Source organism: Lacrimispora sphenoides (assembly GCF_900105215.1).
GTDB classification, from domain to species: domain Bacteria; phylum Bacillota; class Clostridia; order Lachnospirales; family Lachnospiraceae; genus Lacrimispora; species Lacrimispora sphenoides_A.
In genome coordinates this window covers 850,119-867,906 of record NZ_FOIP01000001.1, presented here as the reverse complement: position 1 = coordinate 867,906, position 17,788 = coordinate 850,119, and the positions used below count along the sequence as shown (strand labels likewise).

The 17,788-nt window shown below is 42.6% G+C and carries 20 protein-coding genes and 1 other annotated feature; of the genes, 19 read left to right on the top strand and 1 reads right to left on the bottom strand.

Going from position 1 to position 17,788, the window contains the following annotated elements; genetic code table 11:
* Positions 1-59: 59 nt before the first annotated feature.
* The 16 genes from rfbA to BMW45_RS03800 all read left to right on the top strand — a co-directional run bounded on the left by rfbA (position 60) and on the right by BMW45_RS03800 (position 12,729).
* Positions 60-950, top strand: a complete 891-nt coding sequence (gene rfbA, locus BMW45_RS03875) for a glucose-1-phosphate thymidylyltransferase RfbA (RefSeq protein WP_092240689.1) — start codon at positions 60-62, stop codon at positions 948-950.
* 66 nt (positions 951-1,016) lie between these two features.
* Entirely contained in the window at positions 1,017-2,039 is a 1,023-nt protein-coding gene (rfbB, locus tag BMW45_RS03870; RefSeq protein WP_092240687.1) for a dTDP-glucose 4,6-dehydratase, read from the top strand.
* Between the two features lie 66 nt (positions 2,040-2,105).
* The gene (gene rfbD / locus BMW45_RS03865; protein WP_092240685.1) at positions 2,106-2,954 is read left to right on the top strand and encodes a dTDP-4-dehydrorhamnose reductase; all 849 of its coding nucleotides are present in this window, start codon (positions 2,106-2,108) and stop codon (positions 2,952-2,954) included.
* 18 nt (positions 2,955-2,972) lie between these two features.
* Positions 2,973-3,878 (top strand): helix-turn-helix transcriptional regulator, encoded by a 906-nt coding sequence (locus tag BMW45_RS03860; RefSeq protein WP_092240683.1) that lies wholly within the window; start codon positions 2,973-2,975, stop codon positions 3,876-3,878.
* A 169-nt stretch (positions 3,879-4,047) separates the two neighbouring features.
* Positions 4,048-5,406 carry an ABC transporter substrate-binding protein gene (locus BMW45_RS03855; protein ID WP_092240681.1) on the top strand — a complete coding sequence of 453 codons (1,359 nt, stop codon included), beginning with the start codon at positions 4,048-4,050 and terminating at the stop codon, positions 5,404-5,406.
* 56 nt (positions 5,407-5,462) lie between these two features.
* Positions 5,463-6,362: a carbohydrate ABC transporter permease gene (locus BMW45_RS03850; RefSeq protein ID WP_207649048.1), complete on the top strand. Its 900-nt coding sequence runs from the start codon at positions 5,463-5,465 to the stop codon at positions 6,360-6,362.
* A complete protein-coding gene (locus BMW45_RS03845) occupies positions 6,355-7,194 on the top strand; it encodes a carbohydrate ABC transporter permease (protein ID WP_092240679.1) in 840 nt (279 codons plus the stop codon). Before BMW45_RS03850 ends, BMW45_RS03845 begins: the two co-directional genes overlap by 8 nt.
* Before the next feature lie 34 nt (positions 7,195-7,228).
* On the top strand, positions 7,229-8,443 hold the full coding sequence (locus tag BMW45_RS03840) for an enolase C-terminal domain-like protein (protein ID WP_092240677.1): 1,215 nt from the start codon (positions 7,229-7,231) through the stop codon (positions 8,441-8,443).
* Positions 8,444-8,734: 291 nt separating this feature from the next.
* Positions 8,735-8,884 carry a 50S ribosomal protein L33 gene (gene rpmG / locus BMW45_RS03835; protein ID WP_013271142.1) on the top strand — a complete coding sequence of 50 codons (150 nt, stop codon included), beginning with the start codon at positions 8,735-8,737 and terminating at the stop codon, positions 8,882-8,884.
* A gap of 24 nt (positions 8,885-8,908) precedes the next feature.
* On the top strand, positions 8,909-9,112 hold the full coding sequence (gene secE / locus BMW45_RS03830) for a preprotein translocase subunit SecE (RefSeq protein ID WP_025231169.1): 204 nt from the start codon (positions 8,909-8,911) through the stop codon (positions 9,110-9,112).
* 23 nt (positions 9,113-9,135) lie between these two features.
* Positions 9,136-9,651: a transcription termination/antitermination protein NusG gene (gene nusG, locus BMW45_RS03825; protein WP_054790771.1), complete on the top strand. Its 516-nt coding sequence runs from the start codon at positions 9,136-9,138 to the stop codon at positions 9,649-9,651.
* Between the two features lie 84 nt (positions 9,652-9,735).
* Positions 9,736-10,164 (top strand): 50S ribosomal protein L11, encoded by a 429-nt coding sequence (gene rplK, locus BMW45_RS03820; RefSeq protein WP_025231171.1) that lies wholly within the window; start codon positions 9,736-9,738, stop codon positions 10,162-10,164.
* 173 nt (positions 10,165-10,337) lie between these two features.
* Positions 10,338-11,033 carry a 50S ribosomal protein L1 gene (gene rplA / locus BMW45_RS03815; RefSeq protein ID WP_025231172.1) on the top strand — a complete coding sequence of 232 codons (696 nt, stop codon included), beginning with the start codon at positions 10,338-10,340 and terminating at the stop codon, positions 11,031-11,033.
* A 40-nt stretch (positions 11,034-11,073) separates the two neighbouring features.
* Positions 11,074-11,217 (top strand) — a sequence feature (ribosomal protein L10 leader region).
* Positions 11,218-11,276: 59 nt separating this feature from the next.
* Complete coding sequence (rplJ, locus tag BMW45_RS03810) at positions 11,277-11,780, top strand: 50S ribosomal protein L10 (RefSeq protein ID WP_092240675.1); 504 nt, start codon at positions 11,277-11,279, stop codon at positions 11,778-11,780.
* Between the two features lie 115 nt (positions 11,781-11,895).
* Positions 11,896-12,267 (top strand): 50S ribosomal protein L7/L12, encoded by a 372-nt coding sequence (gene rplL / locus BMW45_RS03805; RefSeq protein WP_025231174.1) that lies wholly within the window; start codon positions 11,896-11,898, stop codon positions 12,265-12,267.
* A 258-nt stretch (positions 12,268-12,525) separates the two neighbouring features.
* Complete coding sequence (locus BMW45_RS03800; protein WP_025231175.1) at positions 12,526-12,729, top strand: cold-shock protein; 204 nt, start codon at positions 12,526-12,528, stop codon at positions 12,727-12,729.
* Here the strand turns inward: BMW45_RS03800 and BMW45_RS03795 are convergent.
* A complete protein-coding gene (locus tag BMW45_RS03795; protein ID WP_092240673.1) occupies positions 12,710-12,895 on the bottom strand; it encodes a hypothetical protein in 186 nt (61 codons plus the stop codon). The two genes, BMW45_RS03800 and BMW45_RS03795, sit on opposite strands and share 20 nt — an antisense overlap.
* Positions 12,896-13,043: 148 nt before the next feature.
* Here BMW45_RS03795 and BMW45_RS03790 point away from each other — a divergent pair, with 148 nt between their 5' ends.
* The 3 genes from BMW45_RS03790 (at position 13,044) to BMW45_RS27705 (ending at position 17,781) form a co-directional block, all read left to right on the top strand.
* Complete coding sequence (locus BMW45_RS03790) at positions 13,044-13,763, top strand: polysaccharide deacetylase family protein (RefSeq protein WP_025231176.1); 720 nt, start codon at positions 13,044-13,046, stop codon at positions 13,761-13,763.
* Between the two features lie 1,535 nt (positions 13,764-15,298).
* Positions 15,299-17,614, top strand: a complete 2,316-nt coding sequence (locus BMW45_RS03785) for a DUF6273 domain-containing protein (RefSeq protein ID WP_092240671.1) — start codon at positions 15,299-15,301, stop codon at positions 17,612-17,614.
* 8 nt (positions 17,615-17,622) lie between these two features.
* Entirely contained in the window at positions 17,623-17,781 is a 159-nt protein-coding gene (locus tag BMW45_RS27705; protein WP_166433268.1) for a hypothetical protein, read from the top strand.
* The last annotated feature ends 7 nt before the right edge of the window (positions 17,782-17,788 follow it).

Sequence of the window (17,788 nt, the reverse complement as noted above, 5' to 3'; positions counted from 1 at the left end):
ACAGTAACCTTACGTCACCCTGTATGATGGTATCACAAATAGATACGGAGGAGAAAGAAATGAAGGGAATTATACTTGCCGGAGGCTCCGGCACCAGACTTTACCCGCTGACCATGGTAACTTCCAAACAGTTACTGCCTATTTATGACAAGCCGATGATATATTATCCCCTGTCTGTTCTAATGAACGCAGGTATCAGGGATATCCTGATCATCTCAACGCCTGATGACACGCCGCGTTTTGAAGCACTTTTAGGAGATGGAGGACAATTTGGCATCCGCTTATCTTATGCGGTCCAGCCTTCCCCAGATGGTCTTGCACAGGCATTTATCATTGGAGAGAAATTCATTGGAGACGACAGCGTGGCCATGATCCTTGGGGATAATATTTTCGCAGGACACGGACTTAACAAACGCCTGTTAAATGCGGCTAACAAAAAGGATGGAGCTACTGTATTCGGCTATTATGTAGATGATCCGGAGCGATTTGGAATCGTGGAATTCGATTCTGACGGAAAGGCAATATCCATTGAAGAAAAGCCTGCAAAGCCAAAGAGCAATTACTGTGTGACCGGACTTTATTTCTATGATAATAAGGTTGTGGAATATGCAAAGAATTTGAAGCCATCGGCCAGGGGTGAACTGGAAATCACTGATTTAAACCGCATTTACCTGGAAGAAGGAAAGCTTGATGTGGAGCTTTTAGGCCAGGGCTTTACCTGGCTTGATACAGGGACTCATGAATCTCTGGCAGATGCCACGGATTTTGTACGCACCATGGAGACACACCAGCACAGGAAGATCGCATGTCTGGAGGAAATCGCTTATTTAAATCATTGGATCACAAAGGATCAGCTGTTGGAGAACATTGAGCCTTTGAAAAAGAACCAGTACGGACAATATCTGATGGATGTCCTTGCCGGTAAATACATTGACAAGTTACACGGTTAAGGAAATTTGATTTACCTGGCGACGGCTTTAGGCTGCGCTGTGCCATTAAAAAGGAGGAGCATATAAATGAAAATTATCGTTACCGGAGGAGCCGGTTTTATCGGTGGAAATTTTGTACATCACATGGTGAATAAGTACCCGGATTATCAGATCATCAATCTGGACCTTTTGACCTATGCAGGAAATTTAGAGACATTGAAGTCTGTTGAGGATAAGCCAAATTATAAATTTGTAAAAGGGGATATAGCAGACAGAAGTTTTGTTTTTGACCTCTTTGAGAAGGAAAAACCTGATGTAGTGGTAAACTTTGCGGCAGAGAGCCATGTGGACCGTTCCATTACAGACCCGGAGGCATTTGTAAGAACGAATGTAATGGGAACCACGACCCTTCTTGATGCCTGCCGCACTTATGGAATCAAGCGTTATCATCAGGTTTCTACTGATGAAGTATACGGTGATCTGCCTCTTGACCGCCCGGACTTATTCTTCACAGAGGAAACACCGCTTCATACCTCAAGCCCTTATTCCTCCTCAAAAGCCAGCGCAGACCTTTTTGTTCAGGCATACCAGAGGACGTTCGGTCTTCCGGTGACTATTTCCAGATGCTCCAATAACTATGGACCGTATCATTTCCCGGAAAAGCTGATTCCTCTTATTATCAGTCGTGCCCTGGCAGACGAAGAGCTTCCGGTATATGGAACAGGGGAAAATGTAAGAGACTGGCTCCATGTTTCCGATCACTGCGAAGCCATTGATCTGATCATTCACAAGGGAAAAGCAGGCGAGGTCTACAATGTAGGCGGACACAACGAGCGCACCAACTTAGAAGTGGTTAAGACCATTCTTAAGGCTCTTGATAAACCGGAGAGCTTAATCAAGTTCGTAACAGACCGTCCTGGCCATGACAGACGTTATGCCATTGACCCGAAGAAGCTGGAAACCGAGCTTGGCTGGAAGCCTAAATATAACTTTGATACCGGAATCCGTCAGACCATCCAGTGGTACTTAGACAATGAGGACTGGTGGAAGCATATCATCAATGGAGAATATCAGAATTATTTTGATAATATGTACGGTAAGCGTTTATAATTTCCGGAAATCTATCCATTGGGAGCCGTCAGGTAAACCAAATTTCCGTTTAGAAAAGAGGCATCTATGAAAGTATTTGTTACTGGCGTAAAGGGCCAGCTTGGATTTGATGTAGTAAATGAACTGAATAAACGGGGGCATGAGGCGGTCGGTGTGGACATCGATGAGATGGACATCACGGATAAGGACAGCGTAAACCGGGTTATTAAGGCAGCCGCTCCTGATGCGGTCATCCACTGTGCCGCCTATACGGCTGTGGATGCGGCGGAAGATAATGAGGAGTTGTGCCGGAATGTTAATGCAAAGGGAACGGAGTACATTGCCGGGGTGTGCCGGGAACTGGATATTAAGATGATGTATATCAGCACGGATTATGTGTTTAATGGCCAGGGAACCCGTCCCTGGGAGCCTGATGACGAGAGGGCGCCGCTAAATGTTTACGGCAAGACGAAATATGAAGGAGAACTGGCAGTAGAAGAAAACCTCGCTAAATATTTTATCGTAAGAATTGCCTGGGTATTTGGAGTGAATGGAAAGAATTTTATTAAGACCATGCTGAACCTGGGAAAGACTCATGATAAATTAACGGTGGTAGCTGACCAGACAGGTTCTCCTACCTATACTTATGATCTGGCCCGCCTTTTGGTAGACATGATAGAAACGGAGAAATACGGCCGTTATCATGCTACCAACGAAGGAGAGTGCACATGGTATGAGTTTGCCTGTGAAATCTTTAGACAGGCAGGTATGGATGTAAAAGTGGAGCCTGTCGGCTCGGATCAGTATCCGGCAAAGGCAAAACGGCCGGCCAACAGCCGTATGAATAAGGATAAGCTGGAAGAAAACGGCTTTCTGCCCCTGCCTTCCTGGCAGGATGCTTTAAAACGGTATCTGGAGGTTGTTTTTCCCGGTTAAGCATCAGCAGGAGGGGATATGGAAATCAAGATCAATGACTACTGGGAACCGGATCATTTCCGGGCCTTAAGTGAAGATAATTACAATGTCTCCAGATCCTGTGAATACGAAAAGAATGGGATGCACCATATTCATACAGCTAGTGAGCTTTTGTTTGTGGAAGAGGGATCTGCGGAATATTATGTAGTCGGAAAGAAATATCTTCTGGAAAAGGGTGACATCATGGTCATCGGAGGGCAGGAGCATCATCAGAGAAGGCTTTTGGGCCTTCCCTTCCTGCGGTATGGACTTTCGGTCCGTCCCTCTTATTATGAAAGCTTAAATCTTGGGGAAGACTTAAAAAAGGTGTTTATTACGCCTAGCCAACAGGCGTTCCAGGAGCATTATAAGCATGTGGATGAAAAGATATTCAACCGTGTGACCGGCCTTATAAAGGAATTGTATGAGGAACAGGAGATCCAACAGCCGTTCCGGTCCATGATAGAGAGGTCGATCATCACAGAGATAACTGTATTGCTGTTTCGGGCATTTGGATTGGAACGGACGGAAAGCGAACGATCCGAAATGAATCTGAGAATGATTGCAATTAAGGAATATATCGACAGGCATTATCAGGAGAATCTTGACTTAAAGATTTTAAGTGAACTTTTTTATCTCCATCCGGCTACCATCAGCAGGGAGTTTAATAAGTATTTTGGAAAGACGCTGATAAAATATATCAACGTTGTCAGGGTATGCGAGGCTGCAAAGCTGCTTGAAAACACCAATGAGAGCGTTACTGCCGTTGCTGCAAAATGTGGATATGACAGTGTAAATACATTTTTGAGGCAGTTTAAAGCGGTTATGGAAACAACTCCCCTGCAGTACCGGAAAGCGATCCATGAGTTGTTTAAAAGGAATAAAGAAGAGACTAAAAGGCTGTAAGCAATTACAGTCTTTTTTTAATGAGTGAAAAGAAGAACAGGAAGGTTTTCGAAAGTGTAATTAAAAAATGGTGATTATTGACTAAGATCTATACAGAATAAACAAAGGGAATAAGATATGATGAAGGCAGCTAAAAAATAGGCAAAAATAATTTATGGAGGGATCAGTTATGAAGAAAAGAGTTCTTGCATTATTTTTTTCAGCTGTAATGGCAATGTCCCTGGTGACAGGCTGCAGCGGAAAGAGCCAGAATGAAACAATGGCGGAAAAGGAGACGGAACAAGCACAGACAAGTACCGCAGAAAAAGGAACCGAAGGCGAGACAGTTTTACTTACCATTTTCGATGGATATGCGGGAGAAGATCCTCACGGAAAATTCATCTATCAGTATGCAGATGAGTATATGGCACTGCATCCCAATGTGATCATTGATGTACAGGCTGTCAGCACCAATGATATTTACACAAAGCTGTCGGCTATGGCAGCTACACCAAAGGATGTGCCCACCATTTTCTTTACATCAGCAGATGCAGTTGCCACTCTTCATGACCTTGGGCTGACAGCTGATATCAGCGGGCTTGTGCCAGAGGATTTAAAAGCAAAATTTGCTAACGGTGTTGTGGACTCCTGTATGCTGGGAGATGAGATGTCATATTTTCCTGTTGCTGTTCAGCCGCTGGCCGTGATCTATCGTGCAGACAGGTTTAAGGAAGCCGGATTAGAAATTCCTAAAACATGGGAAGAGTTTACAGCTGCAGCAAAAGCCCTTACAAAGGATACCAACAATGATGGGCAGATGGATGAATGGGGATTTGACATGGTTGGCTCCAATAATTCCTCCGGTCAGAGCCGTTTCATGGCATACTTATGGTCAAACGGGATTGAATGTGTGAAAGAAGAGAACGGAAAATGGATCACTGATATTACAGAAGACCAGAAATTCATGGATGCATTTTCTAGATGGACCAACATGAATGCAGAGGGCATAGTACCGACAGGAATTACTGAGGTGGATTATCCGACTGCCGCCAATTATTTTGCTATGGGATATACAAGCATGTTCCTTACCGGGCCCAATGCTCTTGGTGTGGCCTATGCCAATAATCCTGATTTAAAGGGAAACTTGGGATCCTTTAAAATGCCTGGTGATTATCCTGGAACCATGCTTGGAACCGAAGGCTATTCCGTCAGCGCCTATGCAACTGATGCGGAAAAGGCAGCAGCCATTGATTATCTGAAGTTTTTTGTAGAGCACGATAAGGACATGCAGTTCTGGCAGAGCAGTGGAAAGATTCCGGCCACAGCAGAGGGACAGAAAGCTGACTATATATCAGGAGAGGACTATGCAGGCTTTTTACAGCAAATCGCAGACGGCTGCCGTCCAACCGTTAAGTTCGCAGGTGTAAGCGGCTTAAAGAGTGCCCTTGGAAATGCATATGCATCTGTATTCTCCAATGAAAAGAAAAACGAAGAAGCGGTAAAAACCCTGGTAAGCGATGTTGATGAATTGTTAGGGGATTATAACTAATCATTAAGAATGAGGGAGGAACCATCCTCCCTCAAAAAGATTGAGAAGGGAGTAAGATGAATTTCATGAACAAAAGTGGAATTGCTCAAATAAAAGTAAAGTCCCAGAGGCAAGGATATTACTTTACGCTTCCGATTGTCGTCATGCTGGCTGCCCTTATCATTTATCCTATGGTTTATGGGTTCTATATCAGTTTTTTCAACACGAACCTGGTGACGAAATGGAATTTTGTAGGTTTTAAATATTATACAGCGGCATTTAAAGAAGCGGCCTTTTACCAGTCGGTTCTGCTGACGACCATGTTTATGATTTTGGTCGTAGCGGGACATTTCATTTTGGGGTTTATCCTGGCTACTTTGCTTAACCGGGAATTTAAAGGAAGAACTGTTTTCCGGGTAATATTTATGCTGCCATGGTTTTTCCCGGAAGCGGTTGTGGCACTTTTATTTACCTGGATTATGAATCCCATGTACGGAATCTTAAATAGTGCGCTGAAAGGACTTGGGCTTATATCTACGAATATTTCCTGGCTGGGCAGCAAGGAGCTGGCCTTTCCGGCAGTTGTCTTTGTCTGCATCTGGAAGGGATTTCCCCTGGTCATGACCATGATCCTGGCAGGTTTGCAAAGCATATCCAAGGATTATTATGAGGCGGCAAAAATCGATGGCGCCAGCAAATTGGCTCAATTCCGGTACATTACTGTTCCGTCCTTAAAGCCTATACTGACTACGGTTTTGATCCTGGACTGCGTATGGTGGTTCAAGCAGTATACCCTGGTTTATACCATGACAGCAGGTGGCCCGGGAACTGCTACCAATTTGATCAGCTTAAGCATCTATGGAACAGCGTTCAATGATTTAAGATTTGGAAAGGCGTCTGCCTGGGGTATTCTGGTGTTCTTCATTTGCTATTTGATCAGTCTGGTGAGTAAGGTGGTGACAAAGGAAAATGAGTAGATCAAAAAAGAAAAAAAATAATTTGGCTGCTACCTATGCCGTACTAATTTTTATGGCTTCTTTTATCGTGGTCCCGGTTTTATGGATGATATCCACTGCTTTTAAAACGGAGCCGCAGACGTATTATCCTCAGCCTAAATGGATTCCGGACCCGTTTTCACTGGATTCCTTCCGGAAATTCTTCAATACTTATAATTTTGGACGCATGACCTTAAACAGTCTGGTGGTCTGCCTTTCCGCCATGGTTATCTGTGTGGCCTGTGCATGCCTGGCAGGATATGGGGTGACCAGGTTCCGATTTAAAGGAAGAAAACAGCTGATGAGCTTTCTTCTTATTACGCAGATGTTTCCGGGAGTCATGCTGGTGGTTCCTTTTTACGCGGTGCTTTCCAGGTATAATCTTGTTAACTCCCTGCTTGGCCTGGTCGTCGTTTATGCGGCTACAAATATAGCCTTCAGTACATGGATGATTGTATCTTACTTTAAGACCATCCCCCTGGAACTTGATGAGGCGGCACGGGTGGATGGGGCTTCCAGCTTCCGGATCTTTTGGAATATTATCCTTCCGCTGATCGTTCCGGGAATTGCGGCGGTAGCCATGTTTGTACTGTTTAACGGCTGGAATGAATATATGTTTTCTTCTGTCCTGGTATCCAAGGATGAATTAAAAACGCTCACTGTTGGGATCATTTCCTTAAATTCCCAATATCAAATTAAATGGAATGACCTAATGGCAGCATCCAGCATATCCAGTCTTCCTTTGGTAATTCTTTTTGTAAGTTTCCAGAAGTATTTTATTGCTGGAATGACCGGAGGAGCTGTAAAGAGCTGATATGCAGAGAATATGACTTACGGAGGTACTAAAAATGGATCATATAAAAATCCATGACATCAAAGTTTTTGTAACAGCTCCAAGAAATATCAACCTGGTTGTGGTAAAGGTGGAAACAACGGAGCCGGAGCTGTATGGATATGGGTGCGCTACATTTACGTGGAGACATAAGGCGGTGGTGACAGCCATTGAAGAATATCTGCGTCCCATGCTCAAGGGAATGCCTGTGGATGACATCGAAGGGATCTGGCAGACCATGATGGGAAGCTCTTACTGGAGAAATGGTCCTGTTTTGAACAATGCCATTTCCGGGGTTGATGAGGCGTTGTGGGACATTAAGGCAAAACGGGCCAATATGCCGCTTTACAGCCTGCTGGGTGGAAAGTGCAGGGAAGGAATCGCAGTTTACAGGCATGCGGATGGAAGCTCCATCGAAGAGGTGGAAGAATGCATTCGCGGGTACATGGCGGAAGGATACCGATACATCAGATGTCATATGGGTACCTATGGCGGTAACTTCGATGGAAAAATACAGAGAATCGTGAAGCCTGATCATGCACCGGAGGGAGCATATTTCCATCCGAGAATGTACATGCAAAGCGTTTATAAGCTGTTTGACCGGGTACGCAGCGATATTGGCTGGGAAGTGGAACTTATGCATGATGTACATGAACGCCTGAGCTTTGCGGAGACTCTGGAATTTGCCCGGGAGATGGAGCAGTACAAGCTGTTTTTCCTGGAAGATTCTCTTGCACCGGAGCACGTGGAGTTCTTTAAGACCCTGCGGCACCATACCATACTTCCTCTGGCCATGGGAGAGCTGTTTACCAATCCCAATGAATGGAAGTCCATCGTACAAAATCAATGGATCGATTATATGAGAGTACATTTAAGTGATATCGGAGGACTGACACCTGCCAGAAAGCTGGCACATTTTTGTGAGGCTTACGGAGTGCGGACAGCATGGCATGGGCCAAATGACTTATCTCCGATTGGAATGGCAGTGCAGATGCATCTGGATTTAAACAGCCACAATTTCGGAATACAGGAATTTTCCGGCTTCAGTGAAGCGGAGCAGGAGGTATTCCCGGGCTGTCCGGAGATCAGAGAAGGATATGCCTATGTAAACGGCAAGCCGGGAATTGGAGTCGGTTTTGATGAAAAAGCGGCTGAAAAATATCCTGCGGTGGATATGGACCATGGCTGGCTCTTTTCAAGACTTCCTGACGGAACGCCTGTAAGGCCATAGCAAAAAAACACAGAATACGTAATATTATAGAAGCAGGTCCGGCTGGAACCGATTTAAAAATTCATTAAATCCTCCAAACCGGACTTGCAATTTTTTTGCCTACATGATATAATGGCGAAATACCGTAAATATCATTGTTTTTCAGAAAAAAAGATTGACGAATCCTGGTCTGTATGTTATAGTAATTGGGCGAATGGAAGAGCTTAGGTCTTTTTTTTATGCTCAAAATTGCTTGCAGCAGAAAAAGGGACTTAAAACACAACAATGAAAATTTAAGTGGAGGTGGAAGTCGTGCGCACAAAAATCACACTGGCATGTACAGAATGCAAACAGCGTAATTACAACATGACCAAGGATAAGAAGACTCATCCGGACAGAATGGAAACCAAGAAGTACTGCAGATTCTGTAAGAGCCATACAATGCACAAGGAAACAAAGTAATCAGTTTGTAAAGGACGTGAAATTATGGGAGATACAGTGAACAACGAGAGCGCTCAGAAGAAGAGCTTTTTTAAGGGTTTAAAATCTGAGTTTGCAAAAATCGTTTGGCCTGACAAAGAAACCGTAACGAAACAGACGATCGCTGTCATTTCTTCAGCGATTGCTTTAGGACTGATTATCGGAATTCTTGATCTGATCATCAAGTTTGGTCTCAGTTTTATCTTATAATTCGTAAGGGTTAAGGTGAGTTTATGTCAGAAGCACATTGGTATGTAGTTCATACCTATTCAGGTTATGAGAATAAAGTAAAGGTTGACATTGAGAAAACAATCGAAAACAGAAACTTACAGGATCAGATTCTGGAAGTATCGGTTCCGCTTGAATCCGTCATTGAACTGAAAAATGGCGTTGAGAAGAAGGCGGATAAAAAGATGTTTCCCGGCTACGTACTGATTCACATGGTCATGAATGACGACACATGGTATGTGGTGCGTAATACCCGTGGAGTGACAGGCTTTGTAGGTCCTGGATCAAAACCGGTTCCTCTGACAGAAGAAGAGATGGAGAAACTTGGATTCAAGAACGAAGAGGTCATCATTGGCTTTGAAGTGGGAGATACCGTTGTGGTAACTTCCGGTGCATGGAAAGATACGGTTGGTGCCATCAAGTCCATCAACGAAAGTAAGAAAACCATCACCATGAGCGTTGAGATGTTCGGCCGGGAGACTCCGGTAGAATTAAACTTCAGCGAAGTAAAAAAGATGTAACAAGTAAAAGCGGCTTATACCCGTGTATAAGCTCGTGGGAGGGAAATCCCCGACAATACCACATTATTTAGGAGGTGCCTTATTATGGCAAAGAAAGTAACAGGATATATCAAATTGCAGATTCCAGCAGGAAAGGCTACACCAGCTCCTCCTGTAGGTCCGGCACTTGGACAGCATGGTGTAAATATCGTACAGTTTACAAAGGAATTTAACGCAAGAACAGCTGATCAGGGTGACTTGATCATCCCGGTTGTTATCACTGTTTATGCTGACAGAAGCTTCAGCTTCATAACCAAGACTCCACCGGCTGCTGTATTATTAAAGAAGGCCTGCAAGATCAAATCCGGATCTGCGGTTCCTAATAAGACAAAGGTAGCTACAATTACTAAGGCTGAATTACAGAAGATCGCTGAATTGAAGATGCCTGACTTAAATGCTGCATCTGTTGAAGCAGCTATGAGCATGGTCTCTGGTACCGCAAGAAGTATGGGTATCACAGTAGTTGAAGCATAATTTTCTTGGCATATTTTACTTAATGAAAGCAAGCGTAAGTGCGGCTTGAAATTAGAAAATAGCCGTTCGACAGCCGATAGGCGAATCGAACTTCCTTATAATATCGCAGTTAATGAAGTTTTAAGAACGTGGGAGGGAAAATCCCCGACAATACCACTAGGAGGTTATTTAGAATGAAAAGAGGAAAAAGATACGCAGAGGCAGCTAAAACAGTAGATCGTTCTGTTCTCTACGATGCACCAGTAGCAATCTCTTTAGTTAAGCAGAATGCAAGTGCTAAATTTGATGAAACCATTGAAGCTCATATCAGAACCGGTTGTGACGGACGTCACGCAGACCAGCAGATCCGTGGTGCAGTTGTACTTCCTCACGGTACAGGTAAGACTGTTCGTATCTTAGTTTTCGCTAAGGGCCCAAAGGCTGATGAAGCACTGGCCGCAGGCGCAGACTTTGTTGGAGCTGAGGAATTGATTCCGAAGATCCAGAACGAAGGCTGGTTGGAATTTGATGTAGTTGTTGCTACACCAGATATGATGGGTGTTGTTGGTCGTCTGGGACGTGTCCTGGGACCAAAGGGCTTAATGCCAAACCCAAAAGCTGGCACTGTTACCATGGACGTAACAAAAGCAATCAACGATATCAAAGCTGGTAAAGTTGAGTACAGACTTGATAAGACAAATATTATCCACGTGCCAGTTGGAAAAGCTTCTTTTACAGAAGAACAGTTAGCGGACAACTTCCAGACGCTTGTTGATGCAATCGTCAAAGCAAGACCAAGTGCAGTTAAGGGTGCCTACTTAAAGAGTGTTACACTGGCTTCCACTATGGGACCTGGCGTAAAACTGAACGTAGCTAAGTTAATGAACTAATTTTGTTTTGTGGTTGACATTAATTATAAATAATGTTATACTATGCAAGTATTGACTGCCGAAGACAGCAGGTGCCGCAAGGCATAAGGTGTTAACGCCTGCCGAGGAATGTACAAGAATCATTTTATGTAAATGAATTGTAGACCTCTCCGTCCATCCGGCGGAGGGGTTTTTCTTTGCGGTTTATACGAGCGGGCCTTGCGGGCAGCCGGGAGGCTCAGACTAAACAGGAGGTAAACCATAATGGCAAAAGTTGAATTAAAGCAGCCAGTTGTAAGCGAGATCAAAGAATTACTTGATGGCGCTGAGTCAGCGGTAGTTGTAGATTACCGTGGTATCTCAGTTGCTCAGGATACAGCACTTCGTAAGAAATTAAGAGAGGCTGGTGTTTCCTACAAAGTATATAAGAATACAATGATCCGTTTTGCAGCTCAGGGTACAGCATTTGAGGCTCTGGAACCTAATCTGGAAGGACCTACAGCTATCGCTGTTTCCAAGACAGATGCAACAGCTCCGGCAAGAATCCTGGCTGAGTTTGTAAAAACAGCTCCAGCCTTAGAGATTAAGGGCGGTGTTGTAGAAGGCGCTTATTATGATGCAAAAGGTATGGAGAAGATCTCCAGCATTCCTTCCAGGGATATCCTTCTTGGAAAGTTGCTTGGAAGCATCCAGTCTCCTATCACAAACATTGCTCGCGTTCTCAAGCAGATTGCAGATGCTCAGGGCGGAGAAGCAGCAGAGGCATAAGATTTTTAATAAAGGTAAGCAAAGCATACCTGGACTTAGAAAATTAGCCGTTCGGTGAGCTATAAGGCGAATCGAACTTCCTTAAAAAACATATTAAATACGGAGGTATATTATCATGGCAAAGTTAACAACAGCTGAATTTATCGAAGCGATCAAAGAATTATCTGTATTAGAATTAAATGAATTAGTAAAGGCATGTGAGGAAGAATTTGGTGTATCTGCAGCAGCAGGCGTAGTAGTTGCAGCAGCAGGTCCTGCAGCAGCAGAAGAAGAGAAGACTGAATTCGACGTAGAATTAACCGAAGTTGGTCCTAACAAAGTTAAAGTTATCAAAGTTGTTCGTGAAGCTACTGGCTTAGGCTTAAAGGAAGCTAAAGACGTAGTTGATGGAGCTCCTAAGGTAGTAAAGGCTGGCGCTTCCAAGGAAGAGGCTGAGCAGATCAAGACTTCTTTAGAGGCTGAAGGCGCTAAAGTTACTTTAAAATAATTTTATTTTATGATTATTTTGGACAGGGTTTGTACCTTTTAAACGGGGACAAAACCCTGTCTTTTTCTAGCGTAAAATAACAGAATAGTCTTGACAATTTTGTAAATTCAGGGTAGAATGTACGTGTATTATCGAATGGAGTTATGATTTCACATATTTTTGTAAGTCATTATTTTCGGATGATGATTTACAAAAATATGTGATTTTTTGTTTCAGGCGATATATCAAATATTTTTTATTTTATAGGAGGTACACGTTATGAACAACGGTACAGTAAAATGGTTTAATGGTGCTAAGGGATATGGTTTCATCGTAAATGACGCAACAGGCGAGGAAGTTTTCGTACACTTCTCCGGCATCATGTCTGATGGTTACAAGACTCTTGAAGAAGGCCAGAAAGTAACTTATGATACAACAGAAGGAAACCGTGGTCTGCAGGCAGTTAACGTTTGCATGGCTTAAGAAAAGCTTCGATTTTTATGTAAGCTTTAAGGGCTGTTCTCATTAAAAGATGGGAACAGTCCTTTTTTGTTGGTCTGGAGATGTTTTCCATGGCTTTGTAGATGCCGGATATCTGGGAATAGGGAAGAGGCGGAATGTGGGTTGATTCAATGTTGTAAGATTGCATACAAAATTCTCTTTAATACTGCGGATAAGACCTCAGGATAAGATCATATAAGGGAAAAGATAGAAAAAGGCAGAAATGTTTTGGTTTTATTTTTCTCCATTACTCCATAGGTTTATTAATAATGGCAGAAAGCTGGGCTTATGGGAAAATGAAAATGAAATGGAAAGCGGCCTGTTTACTGGTTGTTTTTATATTGGATATTATATTTATAAAAGCTATGCACCAATCATACACAGAGGCAAAGAGTACCCTGTTCCTTCCCGTGGGTGCGGATGCAGAGGCAAGAGATGAGGTCAGGAGGCAGTTTTCTGGGGATAAGCAGATCGCATTGACCTTTGATGACGGCCCTCATTCCGTTTATACGCCAAGACTTCTTGACGGGCTTCGCAAGAGAGGGGTCCATGCCACATTTTTTATTCTTGGAGAAAATGTGGAGGGGAAAGAGGCCATTTTGAAACAGATGAAAGAGGATGGACATTTAATCGGGAATCATGGATATACTCATGTGCAGATGAGCAAGGAATCTGTGTTAACTGCTTGCCAGCAAATAGAACAGAATAACCGACAGATCGAAGAAATTACCGGTACAAGACCTGATTATCTGCGGCCGCCTTATGGTTCATGGAATGAAGAATTGGAATGTACAACCGACATGACGGTTGTGCTCTGGAACTTAGACCCTCTAGACTGGAAGACAAAAAGCGTAAAAAAGGTAGTGCGTTATATTGTAAAGCGCGTGGAGCCTGGAGATATTATCCTTCTTCATGATGTGTACCCGACTTCAGTGGAAGCAGCCCTGGAGGTAATTGATACTTTGACAAAGCAGGGATATACCTTTGTTACGGTCGATGAACTGCTAATAGATTGACCGGAATCGGATTCTATGCCAGTCTGGGGGAATATTATGAGCTGTATGGTATTGGTATGTCCTAAAAAGGGATTGCCATGGAACGTTATGAAAGGGGGCTATCTTGATGTAGAATATAGCTTTCATATATTCTGCTTGAGCATGTTGATTTTCTGAACGGTTTGTTGTATACTGTCATAGTAGGCAGGAAGCAATGTTTGTAGTGTTTCGTTGCCGGGTAACAGTATGCAGTTTGGATGGAATCCTCTTACCGTTTGATATGATAAATGTACGGTTTGAAGACTCCTTGCATTGCAGGGAGTTTTTTCTTTAAATGGGGCGTCCAATTGCTAAAGGCAGATTTGCATGGCAGAAGAGTTTGTAATGGTTGGAGAATTAGGTGGTTTAGTCTCTTTAGTTGGTTCGTTATAATCTCTGATAACTGCAGGAGTAAAGGCCTGGTCGTTTTTTAAATTATTGTTATGTGAAAGCATGTTGTTGGGACTGTTGAAAACAGTTATACAGCAATCATTTGATTTTTCAAGTCAGTATCGACAAATATTCCCGTTTAGTATATTGTTCAATCGTATATGGTATAAGGTTTTATTTGGGTCATTTGATGATTCGTCATCGATAAATGGACTTTTTGTTTTTATATCTTTATGATCTATTTTGGAAGGAACATTTTGAATACTTGTATTGCAATGGACTTGCATTGAATTGAATCTCATCTAAACCAACTTATTTAAATATGTTTCTGGTATCATATAATTATCTGGCAAGGCAGGCAACTGTTTTTCATATCTGAATTCATTTCTATGATCCCATTCGTTTAATTCCATTATTAAAATTGTATTTTGTAGGTTTCATTTATTTCCGTTTGTTTTACATAGACTGGAGGAACTTATTCAGTGTGTTTCAATGTTCCTGTGATGGTATTTTTATCTTCTGTTATTTTCTAAGTTCTTGTTCATATCGTTATATTCTGATTTCACTTTATTCCGTTATTAACGTATTTTAAAGTTTATGCATTATATTTTTGCATATTGCTTAGAGCAATTTTACTTATTTATTAGAAATTAAGTTACCAATAGGTTGGTGGCTTTGATATGCAATTAATTGATCCTGGTATTTGGAGTGTTTTTGTAACCAATGTTATGTGGATATAAAAATTATCGAAGCATTGTCTTTACAAAAGACATGAACTTTCATGTGATATGATTATCTGTTATTCTGGCAATTCAGGTGTTACTTCTTTTGGATTATATTTACTTCTCCATTACATTCCATAATTTTATAAATTATTTAAATACAAAATGGCAATAGAATTTATTTCTAAGTCTACTTTTTTACTGGGACCAACCTGAGGGATTACCCCCTGCAGGAGCCATATATCCATTCTTGAGCGAACAGACTGTATGAACTGCATTATACCTAAATCCCATTTAATACGGAAAAATTGCAGTGCTTGATAGTTCTTAATTGAATATAAGAGTTTAAAAAAAGTCTGCTTGGTAGGAGAAAAATCAAATAGTAAGGAGTGATGAAATTTTTCAATGAATAAAAGAAAAAATTTTGCTTTATTAAGTGCTACTCTAGCGGTAATTTCTGTTCCAATTCCAAGCTATGGTGCTTGGATACAGAAGGATAACCATTGGATCTATGAGGATAACAAGATTTATGAGAAGAATGCCTGGAGGCTGATTGACGGGGCTTGGTATTACTTTGATGATACTGGCTATATGGTTACTGGCTGGAGACTGATTGATGGCAAATGGTATTTTTTAAGCCCTGACTCTGACGAGACGAAGGGAAAAATGCTAACCGGCTGGCAATGGATTGATGGGCGTTGCTATTACCTGTCCGACCGATCTGAGAATAATCATCCTAAAGGAGCCCTGTACATAAATGAAAAAACGCCAGATGGGTATCCCGTAGATTACGCTGGAGCTTGGACTGATGAAGACGGTACAGTACAATATGTACCTGGAAAAGGGATACAGACAGTTTTTGCGAAAGAGGCAGCTTCGAAAAATAAACTTTCCGGAAAAGGCTCCGGTGGTGGAGGATCAGGGAGCCGGGGAAGCAGTACAAAACCAGAAAAGGACATTAAGCCAGACAGTGGCCCCAAAGATTCGATACCAGGTGTAGGAGAATCAGAAGCTGTTCCAGGGACTCAGAAGGCAGAGGAACCCTCGGGGGGAACCAACGAACCAGAGGAGGAAAGAAAGCAGTACAGATACACGGTACGGTATATGGATGTTAAGGATAAGACCATATTACAGGTCGTGGCTGGTGCAGGGACGGAAGGAGAGCTGATTGCTATCACGCGGCCGGTTATTGATGGCTATAAGCCTTGCGATAGTCAAAAGGAAAGTTTTAAATTGATCGACGATCATATGCTCCTAAATGTCTATTACGAGAAAGAAAGCGTGGCCTCCCCTTCAGAAGCACGAAGGGTTGACTGGAACCTTTATTTTGTTGAAGAGGGAAATCGCAGCAACGAGATCTTGAAAGTCCAGCAGGGTCAGACAGAAGAGGACAGGCTCCTTGTGGTTGATTTTCCAGAAATCATATTGGGAGCAGATAGGTATTATTATCATTCCCTTGTTTCAAGTCCGTGGAGTGCCATTGTAAACGGCAATGGAACTCAGAAATACTATATTGAGTATGAGAAAGGAGATTACCTCCAAGAAGAGGATCCGGATTATGAGGCCAAGGCCAAGCAGGAAAAATGGCTTGGAATTGCTAAAGATGCAGATATCATGCTTAGTGGCCAGGAGCCATCTGATCAGCAGATTATTACTAAGAGCATAGAGGAAAGCAATGAAAGGCTTCTTAATCTGGTGTCAATGGCTGATGGTACGGAACGGAAAGAAGTCTATCTCATAGCAAAGGGGCATGTGCCAAGTACTGTGATCATAAGTCAGATATTCCAAAACATTAAGAATCTATCTGAACTGGTCATGGACGAATTCAACATTGCTAATGAGAAATATACGATTGTGAGGGTTGGGTTTGAAAAAGCTTATGATGAAATCACCTGCAGCCACGATTTTCAGGTTACAGATAAGGTCAATACCACATGTATAGAAAACGGTCATGAAACGGTCCGATGCCAGAAGTGCGGAAAAGAAGAAACCGTCATACTGCCAGCGACCGGCCATGTGGATTTTGATCATGACGGAATTTGTGAAGTTTGTTATAGGCCAGCCTGTGAAATACCGAAAACCATGCATTACAGCATCGGAGATGTACAGGCCCGGACCATTGGAAACAAAGTCTATATGTTCCGCTGTGTCGATGAAGATTATGAAGATGTAATGGGTAACAGCCAGCGGACGGCATTGTTTCTATGTGACAGTGTGATCCGGTCAGACATACTTAAAGCGGAAAATAAACTGAATTTTGGATCTAATAACAATTATAAATACTCAGAGATCCGGGAATGGCTTCTGAATCATGCGGAAGCTGATTTTGTCCATGAAACCTATATCGGGATCACCAGGTCATATATAGGTGCCACCTGGAAGGGAAGCTATGAACAGTTCAATGATAACAGCCTGATGGCTATGAAAGAGATGTTTCAGCTTTTGCAGGATAAAGTATTCATTTTGTCAGTGGATGAGGCACTTAAGTATCGGGAGGTTCTCTGGCGGTTTAATGGAAGTGAAACCAACAATCCGGGATCACAGGTTTCCGCTTATTCCAAAGGATATTATCTCCGTACCCCGCAGGATGGTGGACTAAATAATTTTCTTTATGGAGACGGAATTTATGCCGTCAGCCTGGTGGAAGGTAATATTCAGCCGGTAAGTGTAAAAGAGACGAGCTTTGGAATCCGGCCAGCCATGGCAATTCCCCAGGGATAGGAGGGTCTATGGGAATCATTATTATTTTGTTAGGACTTGTTGTATTGACATTATCTAGTTTCTTTTTTTGCCGTACTCTTGCAGTGAATCCGGAGCAGAGGGAACTGGATGATAAAGAGCAGATAGGCTGGTTGAGAAAATACCAGGAAACAAAGTATACGAGATAATAAAATA